Source organism: Streptomyces cinnamoneus (genome assembly GCF_014650495.1).
Lineage (GTDB): Bacteria > Actinomycetota > Actinomycetes > Streptomycetales > Streptomycetaceae > Streptomyces > Streptomyces cinnamoneus.
On the sequence record NZ_BMVB01000016.1, the window covers coordinates 1 to 16,724 of the forward strand.

Below are 16,724 nucleotides of genomic sequence, written 5' to 3' on the forward strand. Positions count from 1 at the left end.
TCGCGCCGGCTGCCGCCCCGGGCGCCGCCGGCCGCCCCCGCGGCGGGCGGCCGGTGGCCGGCGCGGCGCTGCTCGATCAGGGTGACCGCGTTGTCGGGCAGCCATGCCGAGGCCGTGCCGCTGTCGTCGCCGCCCGAGGCGAACAGGTGCGGTGCCAGCTGCGACTGCAGGTCCGCCGGGCTCGGCCGGTTCTCCGCGGCCATCTGCATGCAGGAGTCGATGAGGGGGCGCAGCTCGTCCGGCAGCCCGCTCAGGTCCGGGCCTTCGCGCAGCAGCATGAACACGGTCTCGACCGGGTTGGCGCCGTGGAAGGGCGCATGACCGGTCGCGGCGAAGACGAGCGTGGAGCCGAGGGAGAAGATGTCGCTGGCACCGGTGACGCTGCGGGAGTCGCGCGCCTGCTCGGGTGACATGTACGCGGGCGTGCCGACCGCGACGTTGGTCATGGTCAGCCGGGTGTTGGACACGCCGGAGGCGATGCCGAAGTCGATGACCCGGGGGCCGTCCTCCACCACCAGCACGTTCGAGGGCTTGAGGTCCCGGTGCACGAGCCCTGCGCCGTGGATGGACTGCAGTGCCTCCGCGATGCCGGCGGCGAGCCAGCGCACGGCCTGGGCGGGCAGGGGCCCGCACTCGTTGATGATCTCTTCCAGCGAGGGCGCGGGGACGTAGGCGGTGGCCAGCCACGGCACGGCGGCCCTCGGGTCGGCGTCGACGACCGCGGCGGTGTAGAAGCCGCTGACCGCCCGGGCCGCTTCCACCTCACGGGTGAAGCGGACCCGGAAGAGCTGATCCTCGGCGAGCTCCGTGCGCACCGTTTTGATCGCCACCCGTCGGCCGGACGCCGAGCGGGCGAGATAGACCAGCCCCATGCCGCCCGCACCGAGCCGGCCGAGCACCTCGAACGGGCCGATCCGTCTCGGGTCGTGCTGCGTAAGCTGCTCCACCACTGACCTGCCACCTCCCCGTGGGGGCTTGAAGGGTTTCAGCCCCGTGCAGCGTCTCACCGCGAAAATTATCCCGGGGTACGCACCCTGATTCTTCCTGGCGAAGCCCGCGGTTGCGAACCCGGGGCACGCTTCGCCGTGTCTCCGCCAAATGGGTCGATATCCGGCTATAGCCGGATGCGTCCGCTTCGTTCCGACTGCGGCACTCCCCCCTGAGATCCCGTACCGCCCCCTCCCCGTCTCTCCCGCTACCCCTGCCCGAGCCCCTGCCCCAGTTCCTGTCCCGGCTGCGAGACGTCGATGATGGCGAAGTCGGCGCCCTGGTCGTCGGCGAGCATGGCGAAGCGTCCGTACGGGGTGTCCTGGGGCTCCAGGCGGACCCGTCCGTGCAGCCGCAGCACCGCGTCCGCCACGGTGTCGCAGTTCTCGACGACGAAGTAGGCCAGGAAGTGCGCGGGCATCTCCCTCGGGAACCGGTCGTCCATCACGGCCCGGCCCGCCACCGCGTGCTCGGGGGTGGCGGGCGCCCCGGCGGGGGTCCAGACGGCGAAGCCCGTCCCCGTCTCGTCGCTCAGGTCCTGGGTGCCGAACCCGAAGACGGCCTCGTAGAAGGGGTCGACCGCCTGGGCGTCCCACGTGTAGACCTCCGTCCAGCCGAAGGCACCCGGCTCGCCGCGCTTCTCGAAGCCCTTGTGGCTGCCCGCCTGCCACACGCCGAAGACCGCGCCGCCGGGGTCGGCCGCCATGAGCATCGTGCCGAAGCCGTCGATGGCCATCGGCCCCATGAAGATCTGCCCGCGGGCGGCCCGGATCCGGCCGGCCGTGGCCGCGGCGTCCGGCGAGGCGAAGTAGACGGACCAGGTCGTCGGCATCCGGCCGTCCGGCTTCGGCGCCAGCGCCGCGACGTTCTTCCCCTCATGGAACGCCTGCGTGTAGTACCCGTACTCGCCACCACCGTCCTCGAACGTCCAGTCGAAGATCTCGCCGTAGAAACGCTTGCCCGCGGCGAGGTCCGGCAGCATGGCGTCCGCCCAGCACGGGGTGCCTTCCGGATATCCGTCCGGTGCTGAACTCATGGCCCGGCTCCTTCCGCGCGGTCGGATGGGACGCCTTACTCATTCCGAGTGTTCTCGCTGCCACGGTAGAGGCGGATCGTGGATTCCGCGCGGCCTGTGGATAACCGTGGAAGCCCCTTCGCCCAGCCCTTGCCGGGCTCTCCGTCCACGGCTTGTTGATAGGACAATTCACCGGTACGGGCCAATCCGCTCCTACGCTCTCCACACCCTCGCATACCCCACCTGACCTGGGCTTTCGCACCATCGGGCACCCCCGCCCCCATTTGCATGCGGCCGAATCGCGCTCCGATCACCCCTCGGTAAGCTGACGGCATGACAGGACAAGTACGCACCGTCGACGGCCGCGTGGCCGGTCGGCGCGGCCAGGCGACGCGGCAGAAGCTGCTCGACTGCCTCAGCGAAATGCTCAGCTCATCGCCGTACCGCGATGTCAAGGTCATCGATGTCGCCCGCCGGGCCGGCACTTCTCCGGCGACCTTCTACCAGTACTTCCCCGACGTCGAGGGCGCCGTACTGGAGATCGCCGAAGAGATGGCGAAGGAGGGCGCGAGCCTCACGGATCTGGTGGCCGGGCGCTCCTGGGTCGGCAAGTCCGGCTGGCAGGCGGCCGAGGAACTCGTCGACGGCTTCCTCGGCTTCTGGCGCAAGCACGACGCGATCCTGCGCGTCGTCGACCTCGGGGCGGCCGAGGGCGACAAGCGGTTCTACAAGATCCGCATGAAGATCCTCAACGCGGTCACCAACTCCCTGACGGATTCCGTCAAGGAACTGCAGTCGAAGGGCAAGGTCGACAAGGACCTCAGCCCGGCTGCGGTGGCCGGCTCCCTCGTCGCCATGCTCGCGGCCGTTGCCTCGCACCAGAAGGGCTTCCAGAGCTGGGGCGTCAAGCAGGCCGAGCTCAAGCCGAACCTCGCGCTGCTCGTCCACCTGGGCATCACCGGCAAGAAGCCGACCAAGTAGCCTCCGGCGCGCACGCGCACCACAACCGCTCCCCCTCGCATGTCCTGTCATCGCAGCGGCGGGCCGCTCGGGCCCGGCCCCGGACGGTCCGCCGCGGTGCACCGTGACGCGGCCACCGGCCCACGCCCGCGCCGCTCACGCACCCTCCGGCGCCTGTCTACCGCCGTTCCAGCCGGAACAGCCGGATCTCACGCTCCACCCGCGCCTGGTAGCGCGCGTACGGCGGCCAGAACTTCAACACCGCCGCCCATGCCGCCTCCCGTTCCGCGCCGCGCAGCAGCCGCGCCCGTACGGGGATGTCCCTGCCCTTCCAGCTGATCTCGGCCTCTGGATGGGCCAGCAGGTTCGCCGTCCACGCGGGATGCCCCGTGCGTCCGAAGTTGCTGCCGATCAGGATCCAGCAGGTCTCCGTACGGTCCTCCGGCATGCACGCGAGCGGCGTCCGCCGGGGCAGACCGCTCTTCGCTCCCGTCGACGTCAGCACGACCGCCGGCAGCATGAAGGCGCTCAGCAGCACCTTGCCGCGGGTCAGCCGGTGCACGGCCCGGTCGACCGCCGGAATGCAGTGCGGCGCGACCCGGGCGAACGTACGGGTCGAGGAGACCGTGCGCACCAGGCGCTCGACGGCGGCCATCACAGCACCACCGCTTCCCGGCCCCCCGCGGCGTCAAACAGCCCGGCCACGTCCGCAGCACGCTCCCGCAGACGGTGGACGGAGCCGAACAAGAGCGCGTCCGAAGCGGCGCGTTTGAAGTACATCTGCACGTCGTGTTCCCACGTCACTCCGATGCCTCCATGCAGCTGGACCGCCTCTGCGGTGACCACCTGGGCCGCCTCCAATGCCTGTGCGAGCGCGAGTCCGCCGACAGCCGGACGCCCGGACCAGGCCGCGTAGTACACCGCTGAGCGGGCCGCCTGCACGGCCACGTACAGGTCTGCGAGCCGGTGTTTGACGGCCTGGAACGAACCGATCGGCCTGCCGAACTGTTCCCGCACGCGCGCGTACTCCACCGTTCGCTCCAGCGCGCGGTCCGCGGCCCCCACGGCCTCGGCCGCGAGGGCCGTCGCAACGACGCCACCGACCCCGGCCAGCGCGCCCCGCACGTCGGAGTCCACCTGCCCGAGCGGCTCCGCCTCCACGTCCCGCAGCTCGATACCGGCCTGGGGCCGCGTCTCGTCCAGCGCGGTCAGCCGCGTACGGACCACGCCGCGCGCCTCCTCTGGGCGCAGCACGAACAGCAGGGTGCGGCTGCATGCGTAGCCACCCGTGTGTGCGGCGACCAGCAGCAGTCCCGCCGTGTGCCCATCGAGCACCTGGCCGGCCTCGCCGTAAAGCCTCCAGCTGTCACCCGTCCGGCGGGCCTGCACACCCCCGGCCCGGCCACCGCCGGACCAGCCGGCCCGGAGCCGCCCGCAGCCGTCACCGGTCAGCCCGAGGGCGTCCGGCAGCGTGCCGTTCGGCACCGCGAGCGTGCCGGTCAGCCGGCCCGATGCGAGGCGGGGCAGGAGCCCGGCGCGCTGTTGCGGCGTGCCCAGAGCGGTCACGAGGGGAACGGTCAGTGCCGCGGTGGCCGTCAGGGGCGACGGCAGGAGGACCCGGCCGGCCTCCTCGCAAGCCAGGGCGAGCTCCAGGAGGCCGCACCCTGCCCCGCCGTACTGCTGCTGCACCGCGAGCCCCGGCAGCCCCAGCTGGTCCGCGAGGCTGTGCCACAACCGCAGGTCGTGGCCGGCGGGAGTCAGCACCGCCGCCCTGACCTCGTCCGGGCCGCACCGCTTGAGCAGCACGTCACGCAGGGTGCGCCGGATCTCCACCTGCTCCTCAGTGAACGCGGTGTGCATCGGCAGCCTCCCTGAACCGGTTTGCTGACGGTGCGTCATATTAGGGTGCGCCGCCATCCATTCCCAGACCCAGACCCAGACCCAGACCCAGGCCACGACCGAACGCAGGCGGACAGGAGGGCGCACCCTTCCGATCTGATGTACCGTCAGCTGCATGCCTCCAGGCAAGCGCGCAGCAGCCGTCGTCGGTGTCGCCCTGTCGGACTGCGGACGGCTGGACACCGTCACGCCGTACGCGCTGCACGCCCAGGCCGCCCGCCGCGCACTGGCCGACTCCGGGCTCGACCGCTCCCTCGTCGACGGCTTCGCCTCGGCCGGGCTCGGCGCGCTCGCCCCAGTGGACGTCGCGGAGTATCTGGGACTGCGCCCCACCTGGGTGGACTCGACGTCCGTCGGCGGCTCGACCTGGGAAGTCATGGCCGCCCACGCGGTCGACGCCATCGCGGCGGGGCACGCCCGTGCGGTCCTGCTCGTCTACGGCTCCACCGCGCGCGCCGACATCAAGGCCGGCCGCCGCACCTCCAGCCTGTCCTTCGGCGCCCGCGGCCCGGCACAGTTCGAGGTCCCGTACGGGCACTCCCTCGTCGCCAAGTACGCCATGGCGGCCCGCCGCCACATGCACCAGTACGGCACGACGCTTGAACAGCTGGCGGACATCGCCGTTCAGACCCGCGCCAACGCCGTCCACAATCCGCATGCCATGTACCGCGCGCCCATCACCGTCGACGACGTCCTCGACGGCCCGGTGATCGCCGACCCCTTCACCAAGCTCCACTGCTGCGTCCGCTCCGACGGAGGGTGCGCAGTGCTGCTGGCCGCCGCGGACTGCGCGGCTGACGCGGCCAAGCCGCCGGTGTGGGTGCTGGGCACCGGCACGGCCGTCTCGCACACCACCATGTCCGAGTGGGAGGACTTCACCACGTCCCCGGCCGCGGCCTCGGGACGCCTGGCCTTCGCGCGGGCCGGAATCACCCCGCAGGAGATCGACATTGCGCAGCTGTACGACGCCTTCACCTACATGACGCTGGTGACCTTGGAAGACCTCGGTTTCTGCCCCAAGGGCGAGGGAGGCGCCTTCGCCGCGCAGGGGCGGCTGACGGTGGGCGGCGACCTGCCGGTCAACACGGACGGCGGGGGCCTCTCCGCCTGCCACCCCGGTATGCGGGGACTCTTCCTCCTGGTGGAGGCCGTACGCCAGCTGCGCGGCGAAGCCGAGGAGGGCCGCCAGGTCCGCAAGGCGGGCGGGCAGCCTCCCCGCCTGGCCGTCGCCTCGGGCACGGGCGGCTGGTTCTGCTCGTCGGGAACGCTGATCCTGGGCCGCGACTGAACCCGTACCGACAGCCCAGCCGCCACCCGCCCGCCCCCACCTCCGGCTTCCCCCCTCCCGTCTACCCCGCCCCGGCCGCCGGCCGGAACACCGGCACCGCCGGCACGACACCCTCCGGATCCGTCCGGTACGCCACCTGCAGTCGCATGCCGATCCGCAGGTCCGACGCGGGGCAGTCGATCACCTCGGTCATCATGCGCGGCCCCTCGTCGAGATCGACGACGGCCGCCGTGTAGGGGACGCGGGCACCGAAGGGCGGAAGATCATTCACCTGCACGACGGACCAGGTGTAGAGCCCGGCAAGGCCGCTCGTCTCTTCCCAGACGACCTCCTCACTCCAGCAGCGCGGGCAGAACTCGCGGGGGTAGTGGTGCGCCTTCCCGCATCCGGCCGCACGGCAGCGTCGAATCAGCAGCACCCCTCCGGCCGCGGCGTCCCAGTAGGGCCGCGTGAAGTCGTCGATACCGGGCACATCGAACCGCGGAAGTCCGCCCAACGAGCCACCTCCCCAAGGGGTCCCGTCCGCACCGGCCGGTCGCCTGTCGCGGCGCACGACCTTTCCTGACAGCTTGTCAGCTCGCTAATCTGACTGAACGTCAGTTTATCGGCCATCGGGCAGGAGCGGGCGATGCTCGGATCGACTCACGGCACCCTCACCACCACCTCCCGTCCCGCCCGCGTGGTGGCCTGCGGCCGGCACCCGGGCCCCGTCGTCCACGGCAGAACCACATCCGCCGACGACCTGGACGTCAGCGGACGCCCCCTGCGCTCCGACGTCCCCGACCTCGACCGCCTCTTTCGCCCCCGGACCGTCGCGGTCATCGGCGCCTCCGAGACGGAGGGCCGGCCGAACACCGGGATCACCCGCCGTCTCATCGCCTGGGCCGAGTGCGTCGGCGCCCGCGTCCACCCGGTGCATCCCACCCGTACCACCGTGTTCGGCCTCCCCTGTCACTCCTCCGTCCACGACATCCCGGGCCCGGTCGACGTGGCCGTTCTCCTCGTCGGCGACCCCACCCCGGTCCTTGAGGAGCTGGCCCGGTGCGACGTCGCCTTCGCCGTCGTCTTCGCCTCCGGCTTCGCCGAGACGGGCGCCGACGGCGCCACGGCCCAGGCCCGGCTCGCCGCCGCCCTCCACGGCACCGGCACCCGCCTGCTCGGCCCCAACACCAACCTCAACGCCTTCGAACCGCTGCGCGACGACCTCCACGGCCCCGCCATCGCCCTGATCACCCAGTCAGGCCACCAGGGCCGTCCCGTCTTCGCCCTGCAGGAGCTGGGCATCCGCCTCTCGCACTGGGCCCCCACGGGCAACGAGGCGGATCTGGAGTGCGCCGACTTCATCTCCTACTTCGCCACCCGCCCCGAGGTCGGGGCCATCGCCGCCTATGTGGAGGGCCTCAAGGACGGCCGCGCCTTCCTGCTCGCCGCCGACCGGGCCGCCCGCCACCGGGTCCCGGTCATTGCCGTCAAGGTCGGCCGGACCGAGGTCGGCGCACGCACCGCCGCTACCCATACCGGCAAGCTGACGGGCGCGGACGACGTGGTGGACGCGGCCATGCGGCAGTTCGGCGTGATCCGCGTGAACGGCCTGGACGAGCTCCAGGACACCGCAGCGCTCCTCGCCCGCGCCCGCCCGCCCCGGGCCGACGGCGTCGCCGTGTATTCGATCTCCGGCGGTACGGGCGCCCACTTCGCCGACCTCGCCGCGGCGGCCGGGCTCCACCTGCCCGTCCTGCCGGCCGGGAAGCAGGCCGAGCTCCACCAGTGGATCCCCGACTACCTGAGCACCGCGAACCCCGTCGACAACGGCGGTCACCCCGTCGGTGACTGGCGCGGCCGCAAGATCATCGATGCCCTTCTCGCCGACCCGTCCGTCGGGGTCCTCGTCTGCCCCATCACGGGACCGTTCCCGCCGCTGAGCGACAAGCTCGCGCGGGACCTGGTGGACGCCGCCGAGAAGACGGACAAGCTCGTCTGCGTGATCTGGGGCTCCCCCGTGGGCACCGAGGACGCCTACCGCACCACCCTCCTCGGCTCCTCCCGCGTGGCCACCTTCCGCACCTTCGCCAACTGCATCACCGCCGTACGCGCCTACTTCGGCCACCACCGCTTCACCGCCGGCTACCGCTCTCCCTTCGACGACGCCCCCCGCGCCCTCTCCCCGTCGGCCCGCAAGGCGCAGGCATTGCTGCGCCCCGGCGAGCAACTCAGCGAGCACGCGGCGAAGCAGCTCCTGCGCGCGTACGGCATACGCGTGCCCCGCGAGCAGTTGGTGACCAGCGCAGCCGCCGCCGTCCGCTCTGCCGCCCAGGTCGGCTACCCGGTCGTCATGAAGGCGTCCGGCCCCCGGCTGGCCCACAAGTCCGAGCTGGGGCTGGTCAAGATCGGCCTGACCTCGGCGAGCCAGGTCCGCGACGCGTATCGCGAGCTCACCGACATCGCCCGCTACGAGCAGCTCCCCCTGGACGGCATCCTGGTCTGCCAACTGGTCGGGCGGGGCGTGGAGATGGCGGTCGGGATCACGCACGACGACCTGTTCGGTCCCACGGTGACGGTGGGGCTGGGCGGTGTGCTGGTCGAGGTGCTGGACGACACCGCCGTGCGCGTACCGCCGTTCGGCGAGGACCATGCCCGGGCGATGCTCGGCGAGCTGCGCGGAAAAGCCCTGCTGGAGGGCGTCCGGGGGGCTCCCCCGTCCGACGTGGACGCCTTGGTCGAGACCGTCCTTCGGGTCCAGCGCATGGCGCTGGAACTGGGTGACGGAATCGCCGAGTTGGACCTCAATCCGCTGGTGGTCCTCGAACGCGGCCAGGGCGCCGTGGCGCTGGACGCACTGGCCTTCTGCCGCTGAGCCCCCAGGCGTCACCGCCCTTCCCGCCCGGCCGTCCGAGTGCGCCGGTCGGCGCCCTCTCGCGCGAACCGCCCGTAGGACAAGGAGCTCCCCCATGAACCTCTCCCCCCGTGAGTCACCCTCCCGGCCCGGCGGACACGGCAAGCCCGACGACTCCGTCGCATCCACCGGATCCGCTGAGTCATTGATACGGCACACCACTGACAACGGCGTCGCCGTGATCACCCTCAACCGCCCCCACACGCTCAACGCCATCACCCCTGACCTGCGGGAACACCTCGTTGTGGAATTCACCCGGATCTCCGCTGACCCCGCCGTCCGGGCCGTGGTCCTCACCGGTGCGGGCAGGGGCTTCTGCTCGGGCGCCGACCTCCGGGCAGCCCCCGCGGCGGCCGCGTCGAGCCGTGTCCCGGGCGATGTGACCCGCACGATCCGCGAGGGGGCTCAGCGACTGATCGGCGCGGTGCTGGACTGCGAGAAGCCCGTGATCGCCGCCGTGAACGGCACTGCCGCGGGGCTCGGGGCGCATCTCGCGCTGGCCTGCGACCTGGTCCTGGCCGCGGAATCCGCCCGGTTCGTCGAGGTCTTCGTCCGCCGGGGCCTCGTCCCCGACGGTGGCGGAGCCTTCCTGCTCACGCGCCTGATCGGACCGCAGCGGGCGAAGGAGCTGATGTTCTTCGGCGACGCCCTCGACGCCTCCGAGGCGGAACGATTCGGCCTGATCAACCGCGTCGTGGCGGACGCGGAGCTTGTCAGGAGGTCGCTGGCCTGGGCCGAACGGCTGGCCGCCGGCCCGACGCGGGCACTCGCACTGACGAAGCAGCTGGTCAACGCTTCGCTTGAGACGGATCGCGCAGCTGCGTTCGCCGCCGAGGCGGCCGCGCAGGAGATCAACGCGGCGACGGAGGACGCGGCCGAGGGCGTGATCGCCTTCGTCGAGCGCCGCAGCCCCGACTTCCGGGGCCGCTGAGATCGCTGCACAAGGCCGGGCGGGCGCCGCAGCGCTTCCCACCCGGCAGCAGTGTTCCCATCTCACGCCCCGTCAGATTCAATGGATTCATGATGGGACACGCCGGGATGGCGGCCCTCGCCGTGCGCCGCCTGCGATCGGCGGGCGCACCGGCCTCCGCCGCCGCGCCTCTCGACCCTCTCCCCCGTCCGGAGCTCCGGGCCGTACGAGCGGACGAACGGCCTCCGCCGGCGCCGGAAGAGTTCCGGAACGTCCTTGGACACTTCGCCAGCGGCGTCACCGTCATCACTGCGCCCGGCGCGGAGCGGGAACCGCCTGCCGGTTTCGCCTGTCAGTCCTTCTCTTCACTGTCCCTCGACCCACCGCTGGTCGTCTTCATGGTGGCCCGGTCGTCCGGCACCTGGCCACGCATCGCCCGCGCCGGGGTGTTCTGCGTCAACGTCCTCGGTTCGGATCAGGGAGCGCTCTGCCGAGGTTTCGCCGTCAGAAGTTCACAGACAGACGACAAGTTCGCCGGGGTGGCCTACGAGCGCGCGCCTGTGACCGGCTCGCCCAGGATCGAGGGCGTACCGGCGTGGATCGATTGCACCATCCATGCGGTGCACACGGCCGGGGACCATCTCATCGTCGTGGGGCGCGTGGAGGCACTGGGCGCGGACGAGGGTGCAGCGGGCGCGGGGCCCTTGCTGTTCCACCGGGGCGCTTTCGGAACCTTCGACGGGTTCGGGGCGGACGGCAACTGAGGCACCTGCTGGTTCCGGACCGCCCGGCTGCCCGGGGGCCGCGGCCTCACTTCTTGTGCTTGACCACCTTGGTCAGCACATATCGCTTGCCCGAGCCAGGCTTGCCGATCTCGTGGTAGATCCGCGGCTCCTTCTGCGTGCCGGTCACGCTCCAGTCACGGGCCAGCTCGCAAGAGCCGATCCGCAGGGAGACTCCTTCCACCCGGCCGCTCTCCTTCACCTCTTTCCAGGTGCCGGCGCCGTCGCAGTCCTTGGGCTTGTCCTTGCCCGTACCGTCCCAGATGAAGTTGTCGAGACCGTCGGCGACCGCATTGCCGTCCGGCCCGAGCCGGACGGTGCCCCCACGCCCGTCGGTCCAAGTGCCGGCGAGGTCGGACTTGGACAGCCGCGGCGGCTCGTAGACCTTCACGAGCCCGGAGCCGTACACTCCGGCGCCCACCGCACCGACGGCCAGCCAGGCGATCAGGCCGCCGGTCGTCACTCTGCGCGCCACGCTCCCCGACCGGGCTTCGCGCACTCTGCGGGCCGCCGCCTGGCCCGCAACGGCGGCGGGCAGCAGACCGGCCGTCAGGAACACCCACCAGAGCAGATAGCGGAGGGGAGAGGCGAAGGAGAGGCTGCCCAGCGCCGCCACGCCGCCGAAGGCCCCAACTACCGCGGCCGAGACCACCGGTACGGCGGCGAGGGCCCACAGCGGGCTGCCGCTCCAGCTCCGGCGGGCTGCCGCCCAGCGGCCCAGCGACAGGGCCGGCATCACCGCGGCAGCGGTGACGAAGCCACTGACGAGTACGGTCAGGAGCACGACACCGAGGGCGAGCGCGGCGACCATGAGCGGCCCCCCGGGGATTCCGTCGTGCTCGCGGGAGAGCAGTACGAACACCCCTGCCGTGCCGGCGACGAGGACCTCCGCGCACAGCGCTGCCATCGACGCGCAGAACGCGGCACCGAAGCCGTCGGCGTACGTGCCCCGTTTCTTCGGGAGGGCACAGCAGTTCTCGGGCGAGGTGTTGGTCGCCTCGCCCGGTATCGCGTGCGGCTCCGCCTTCTGTCTCACGTGCGCCCCTCTCTCCAAGAATGACTCCCCCAGAAGTCGGGGGTTCCGTTGCGAGAGGCAAGAGCACGCTCAGCCCACCGGTCCACCGAATTCCACCGACAATCAGGTCCGGACATACCGCTGCACCGGCGTCAGCCGCCCAGTCGGACCATTCTTACTGAATAGTCCGTCTTGGCCCGATTTCGGGCCTGCCTGGATGGCAGGGGGTGCGAGCCAACCCCACACGCAGGCAGCGGTCGGCGCAAGACCTGTCGACAGGGATCACATAAGGGGCGGACCGGGTCACCGGTCGAACGAGAGGACGCCGCGCGCCACCGTACGGTTGTTCACGTCGTGGGCCGCCTTGGGGAAATCTTCGATCCGGTAGACCGCGGTGACGAGCTCGTCGAGCAGGAGCCGTCCCTCGCGGTAGAGCTGCGCGTACAGCGCGATGTCGCGCTGCGGGCGCGAGGAGCCGTAGCGGCAGCCGAGGATCGACTTGTCGAGATACAACGACGAGACGAGGAAGGACGCCTGGGCACCGGCGGGCGGGACGCCGAGCAGTACCGCCTGGCCGTGCCGGTCGAGCAGATCGACGGCCGTCCGGATGAGGCGGGAGTCCCCGACGCATTCGAAGGCGTGGTCGACACCGTCCGGAAGGATCTGCCGCACGGCTGCGGCCGTGTCGTCGACGGCGGAGGCATCGACGAAATGGGTTGCACCGAGGCGCCGGGACGGCTCGGCCTTCGCCGGGTTGACGTCGACGGCGATGATCGTGGAGGCGCCGGCGATCCGCGCCCCTTGCAGGACGTTGAGCCCGATGCCGCCGGCGCCGATGACGAGGACGGACTCGCCCTGGCTCACGCGCGCACGGTTGAGAACGGCTCCGACCCCCGTCAGAACGCCGCAGCCCAGGAGGGAGGCCGGGATCAGCGGGACCTCACGGGGGATCTTCACGGCCTGAACCGCTTTGACGACCGTGCGCTCGGCGAAGGCAGAGCAGGAAGCAAAGTGGAAGAGCTTCTCCCCGCGGCGGGTGAAGGGGCGGCCGGGTCGGCCGATCGACTGGCAGCACATGGTCGGACGCCCCCGGTCGCACTCGGGACAGGTGCCACAGCAGGCCAGAGTGGACAGCGCGACGTGATCTCCGCAAGCGACGTGCGTGACGCCCGGACCGACCGCCTCCACGATGCCCGCGCCCTCGTGACCGAGGACCACGGGGGCGGGGTAGGGAATGGTGCCGTCGACCACCGAGAGGTCGCTGTGGCAGAGGCCGGCGGCGGCGATGGCGACGAGGACCTCGCCGGGGCGTGGGGGACGGACCTCGAGATCGTCGACGATCTCGGGCCGCTTCCCGTCGAAGATGACGCCTCTCATGATCGTTTCCTCTCCGGCAGCGGGGGCGTCGGGCCTCAGGACGGCCAGACGACCGACTGGAGTTCGCTGTAGGCGTGCAGGCCGAAGGAGCCGCCGTCGCGGCCGATCCCGCTTTCCTTGAACCCGCCGAAAGCCGTCTCGGGGTGGCGCTGTGCGGTGTTGATGCCGACATTGCCGCTGCGCAGCCGGGCGGCGAGGGCCCAGGCCCGGCCCGTATCGGCGCTGAAGACATAGTCGTGGAGGCCGTACGAGGTGCCGTTGGCGATACGGACCGCCTCGTCCTCGTCGTCGAACGCGAGGGCGACGACGACGGGGCCGAAGATCTCTTCCCGGGCGACCGTCATGTCGGGAGTGGCGTCGCCGATGAGGGTGGGGGCCACGTAGAACCCGGGCCGGACGGCGGGCCGCGTGCCTCCGGTGATGATCCGGGCTCCCTCGGCACGGGCTCCGGCGACGTACGCCTCGACGCGGTCGCGCTGCGCGGCGGAGATCAACGGGCCCACGACCGTGGAGTTATCCACAGGGTCCCCGATTGTCAGTGACCCGGCGTACCGTTTGAGACCGGTGACGACCCGCTCGTACAGCGATCGATGCACGAGCACCCGGGTCGGTGCCGTGCAGATCTGCCCGCTGTGGAAGGACCAGACCGAACCGACCGCCATGATCGCCGACTTGAGCACGTTGTCGTCGGCGTCCTCCAGTACGATGGCCGCGCCCTTGCCGCCCAGCTCCATGAGGGTGCGCTTCATCGACCTCCCCGCGGCTTCGGCGATCTTCCTTCCCACCGTGGTGGATCCGGTGAAGCTCACCATGTCGACGCCCGGGTGGGTCACGAGCGCCTCCCCGGCGCCCGGGCCCGAACCGGTGATCACGTTGAACACGCCGTCCGGGAGGCCGGCTTCCTGCAGCAGTGGGCCCAGCTCCAGGCAGCAGAGCGGGTCCTGCGGAGCCGGCTTCGCGACGACTGAATTGCCCATGGCCAGGGCAGGCGCAACCTTGCCCGCGAGATTGACGATCGGGAAGTTGTAGGAGGTGATGCAACAGACGACGCCCACGGGGCGGCGGGCGACCGCGGCACCGATCAGGCCCCCGGGAGCGAGTGGCCCGGCCTTGACGACATGGGGCGCGAGCGGGATCACGTGCGGCTCCATCGCGCCGCGCGCGTAGCGCCGGAATCGGTCCACTGCCACGGGCACCTGAAGGGACGAGGCGACGCGCAGGGTCGCGCCCGTCTCGGCCTGAATGAGGCGGACGAACCGCTCCTCCCGTTCGGCGAGCAGTTCGGCGGCCCGCTCCAGCACGACCGCGCGTTCGCGCGGATCAGTACGACACCAGCCGCTCTGCGCGGCCTGCGCGGCGGCCACGGCGTCGGCGACTTCGGCGGGAGTCGACTCCGGGGCCTCCCCGACGACCTCTTCGGTCGCCGGATTGACAATTGGATAGTGCCCTTTTTCCGGCGCACGCCAGGCGCCGTCGATCCAGTGCCCGTACGCCGTCATGGGCGAGACTCCTTCGGCAGGCCGAGAACGCGCTCGGCGATGATGGTGCGCTGGATCTCGTCCGAGCCGCCGTAGATCGTGTCGGCCCGGCTGAAGAGGAACAGGCGTTGCAGGGCGTCCAGTCGGTACGGCCTGTCGGCCCGCCAGTCGTCCGGTCCCAGGGCGGCGGGCGCGCCGCGCACCTGCATCGCCAGTTCACCGAGCCGCTGGTGCCAGCCGCCCCACAGCAGTTTGGCGACGCTGGGCGCCCCGGGATCGTCCGCGGCGCCCAGGGTGCGCAGGGCGTTCCAGCGCATGGCCTGCAGTTCGGCCCATTGCCGTACGAGCCGGTTCCGTACCGCCGGCTCCTCTACGGCACCGGTCTCGACTGCCAGGCGGACCACGCGGGTCAGCTCGGCCGCGAAGCCGATCTGCTGGACGAGCGTGGACACCCCGCGTTCGCGTGCCAGGAGGCCCATGGCCACGCGCCAGCCGTTGCCCTCGCCGCCGACGAGGTGCTCGGCCCTGGCCACGGCGCCGTCGAAGAAGACCTCGTTGAAGCCGGCGTCCCCGGACATCTGGCGGATGGGGCGGATCTCGATCCGGCCGGGCTGGTCCATCGCCACCAAAAGGAAGGAGAGCCCATGGTGGCGCCGGGAGCCCTTGGCGGACCGGGCCAGCAGGAAACACCAGTCGGCCTCGTGGGCCTGTGAGGTCCAGATCTTCTGTCCGCTGACGCGGTACGTACGGCCACCGTCGGCGCGCACGGCCGCGGTCCGTACGGCGGCCAGGTCGGAGCCCGCACCGGGCTCGCTGTATCCCTGGCACCAGAGCTCTTCGCCCCGGGCGATGGCGGGAAGGAAGCGGGCGCACTGCGTGTCGTCGCCGTGGGCGAGGAGGGTGGGTGCCAGGAGGTTCTCGCCGAGGTGACCGAGGCGGACGGGCGCCTGGGCGCGGGCGTACTCCTCGGCCCAGACGACCTGCCCGGTGAGGGTGGCGGTCCGGTTGCCGTAGGTGCCGCGGGCGGGGGTCCAGCCGAGGCCGATCCAGCCGTCGGCGCCGAGTTCCCGTTCCCAGGGGCGGCCGACGGCCGGGGGTGGGGTGGTGGCGGCGTGCTCGTCCAGCCAGGCGCGGGCCTCCTGGCGGAACGCCTCGTCCTCCGGCCCGAATGCGAAGTCCATGCGCGCTCCCGTCGTCGCTCGCCGCGTCACGCGTTGGGGCGCTTGTCGGCGGCGGCCGCGTCGGCCATCGCCTGGATCCGGTCCAGCATCGGCATCGGGTCGGTGCCGATCGTGCCGGGGAGGGCGTCGGCGATGCGCCCGGGGGTCCACCGGTCTTCCGCGTAGGCGGCCCGCAGTTCGCGGGGCTGGGCCCAGACCGCGATTTTCGGGCCGGCCACCGTGTAGACCTGCCCGGTGATCCGCTCTTGGCGGGCGCGGTCGCTGAGGAGGTAGACCACCAACGCTGCCACGTCCTCCGGTTCCCCGATCTCCGTGAGCTCGGTCGGCACGTTGGCGGACATCCGCGTACGGGCCACGGGGGCCACGCAGTTGGCGGTGACTCCGTACCGGTGCAGGCCCAGTGCGGCACTGCGGACGAGGGAGATGACACCTCCCTTGGCGGAGGCGTAGTTGGCCTGCGCGACGCTGCCCTGATGGCTGCCGCTGGTGAAGCCGATGAGGGTGCCGCTCCGCTGTCGGCGCATGGCGGCGGAGGCAGCCCGGAAGACGGTGAAGGTGCCCTTCAGGTGGGTGGCGATGACCGGGTCCCACTCCTCCTCGGTCATATTGAAGATCATGCGTTCGCGGAGGATCCCGGCGACGCACACCACGCCGTCGACCCGCCCGTACTGCGTCAGGGCCGCATCGATGATCCGCTGGCCGCCGGCCATCGTCGAGACGTCGTCCGCCAGGGCGACCGCCTCGCCGCCGGCCGCCTCGATCTCCTTGGCGACGGCGGTGGCGACCTCGCTGGTGGGTTCGTCGCCCGTGAGGGAGACGCCGTGGTCGTTGACGACGACCTTGGCGCCCTCGGCGGCACTCGCCAGGGCCACTGCCCTGCCGATACCGCGCCCGGCACCGGTGACGGCGACCACTTTGCCGGTCAAGAAGCTCCCCACG

The 16,724-nt window shown here is 71.6% G+C and carries 15 protein-coding genes; 5 read left to right on the plus strand and 10 right to left on the minus strand.

Annotation, left to right across the window (positions count from 1 at the left end; translation table 11 throughout):
* The coding region (locus IE182_RS21370; protein WP_190111519.1) for a serine/threonine-protein kinase at window positions 1-950 on the minus strand (950 nt) is incomplete at its 3' end.
* A 245-nt stretch (window positions 951-1,195) separates the two neighbouring features.
* On the minus strand, window positions 1,196-2,023 hold the full coding sequence (locus IE182_RS21375; RefSeq protein WP_190111520.1) for a VOC family protein: 828 nt from the start codon (window positions 2,021-2,023) through the stop codon (window positions 1,196-1,198).
* 312 nt (window positions 2,024-2,335) lie between these two features.
* On the opposite strand from IE182_RS21375, the gene IE182_RS21380 reads away from it, so the two are divergent.
* On the plus strand, window positions 2,336-2,983 hold the full coding sequence (locus IE182_RS21380) for a TetR/AcrR family transcriptional regulator (protein WP_190111521.1): 648 nt from the start codon (window positions 2,336-2,338) through the stop codon (window positions 2,981-2,983).
* Window positions 2,984-3,140: 157 nt separating this feature from the next.
* On the opposite strand, the gene IE182_RS21385 is transcribed toward IE182_RS21380, so the two are convergent.
* Together IE182_RS21385 and IE182_RS21390 are read right to left on the minus strand one after the other, a co-directional pair.
* Window positions 3,141-3,617 (minus strand): nitroreductase family deazaflavin-dependent oxidoreductase, encoded by a 477-nt coding sequence (locus IE182_RS21385; RefSeq protein WP_190111522.1) that lies wholly within the window; start codon window positions 3,615-3,617, stop codon window positions 3,141-3,143.
* On the minus strand, window positions 3,617-4,822 hold the full coding sequence (locus IE182_RS21390) for an acyl-CoA dehydrogenase family protein (protein WP_190111523.1): 1,206 nt from the start codon (window positions 4,820-4,822) through the stop codon (window positions 3,617-3,619). Before IE182_RS21390 ends, IE182_RS21385 begins: the two co-directional genes overlap by 1 nt.
* A gap of 154 nt (window positions 4,823-4,976) precedes the next feature.
* Here IE182_RS21390 and IE182_RS21395 point away from each other — a divergent pair, with 154 nt between their 5' ends.
* Complete coding sequence (locus IE182_RS21395; RefSeq protein ID WP_190111524.1) at window positions 4,977-6,149, plus strand: thiolase C-terminal domain-containing protein; 1,173 nt, start codon at window positions 4,977-4,979, stop codon at window positions 6,147-6,149.
* A gap of 61 nt (window positions 6,150-6,210) precedes the next feature.
* On the opposite strand, the gene IE182_RS21400 is transcribed toward IE182_RS21395, so the two are convergent.
* A complete protein-coding gene (locus tag IE182_RS21400) occupies window positions 6,211-6,645 on the minus strand; it encodes a Zn-ribbon domain-containing OB-fold protein (RefSeq protein ID WP_190111525.1) in 435 nt (144 codons plus the stop codon).
* 132 nt (window positions 6,646-6,777) lie between these two features.
* Here IE182_RS21400 and IE182_RS21405 point away from each other — a divergent pair, with 132 nt between their 5' ends.
* The 3 genes from IE182_RS21405 to IE182_RS21415 all read left to right on the plus strand — a co-directional run bounded on the left by IE182_RS21405 (window position 6,778) and on the right by IE182_RS21415 (window position 10,716).
* Window positions 6,778-9,003: an acetate--CoA ligase family protein gene (locus IE182_RS21405; RefSeq protein ID WP_190111526.1), complete on the plus strand. Its 2,226-nt coding sequence runs from the start codon at window positions 6,778-6,780 to the stop codon at window positions 9,001-9,003.
* Between the two features lie 94 nt (window positions 9,004-9,097).
* Entirely contained in the window at window positions 9,098-9,973 is an 876-nt protein-coding gene (locus IE182_RS21410; RefSeq protein ID WP_190111527.1) for an enoyl-CoA hydratase/isomerase family protein, read from the plus strand.
* A gap of 92 nt (window positions 9,974-10,065) precedes the next feature.
* Window positions 10,066-10,716 carry a flavin reductase family protein gene (locus IE182_RS21415; protein WP_373303596.1) on the plus strand — a complete coding sequence of 217 codons (651 nt, stop codon included), beginning with the start codon at window positions 10,066-10,068 and terminating at the stop codon, window positions 10,714-10,716.
* 46 nt (window positions 10,717-10,762) lie between these two features.
* On the opposite strand, the gene IE182_RS21420 is transcribed toward IE182_RS21415, so the two are convergent.
* From IE182_RS21420 to IE182_RS21440, 5 genes are all read right to left on the minus strand, one after another.
* Entirely contained in the window at window positions 10,763-11,770 is a 1,008-nt protein-coding gene (locus IE182_RS21420; RefSeq protein WP_190111528.1) for a hypothetical protein, read from the minus strand.
* A 282-nt stretch (window positions 11,771-12,052) separates the two neighbouring features.
* Window positions 12,053-13,126, minus strand: a complete 1,074-nt coding sequence (locus IE182_RS21425) for a Zn-dependent alcohol dehydrogenase (RefSeq protein WP_190111529.1) — start codon at window positions 13,124-13,126, stop codon at window positions 12,053-12,055.
* A 35-nt stretch (window positions 13,127-13,161) separates the two neighbouring features.
* Window positions 13,162-14,625: an aldehyde dehydrogenase family protein gene (locus tag IE182_RS21430; protein ID WP_190111530.1), complete on the minus strand. Its 1,464-nt coding sequence runs from the start codon at window positions 14,623-14,625 to the stop codon at window positions 13,162-13,164.
* The gene (locus IE182_RS21435; protein ID WP_190111531.1) at window positions 14,622-15,785 is read right to left on the minus strand and encodes an acyl-CoA dehydrogenase family protein; all 1,164 of its coding nucleotides are present in this window, start codon (window positions 15,783-15,785) and stop codon (window positions 14,622-14,624) included. The genes IE182_RS21430 and IE182_RS21435 overlap by 4 nt, the downstream gene beginning before the upstream one ends.
* A 26-nt stretch (window positions 15,786-15,811) precedes the next feature.
* The gene (locus IE182_RS21440) at window positions 15,812-16,723 is read right to left on the minus strand and encodes an SDR family NAD(P)-dependent oxidoreductase (protein ID WP_190111532.1); all 912 of its coding nucleotides are present in this window, start codon (window positions 16,721-16,723) and stop codon (window positions 15,812-15,814) included.
* Between the last annotated feature and the right edge of the window lies 1 nt (window position 16,724).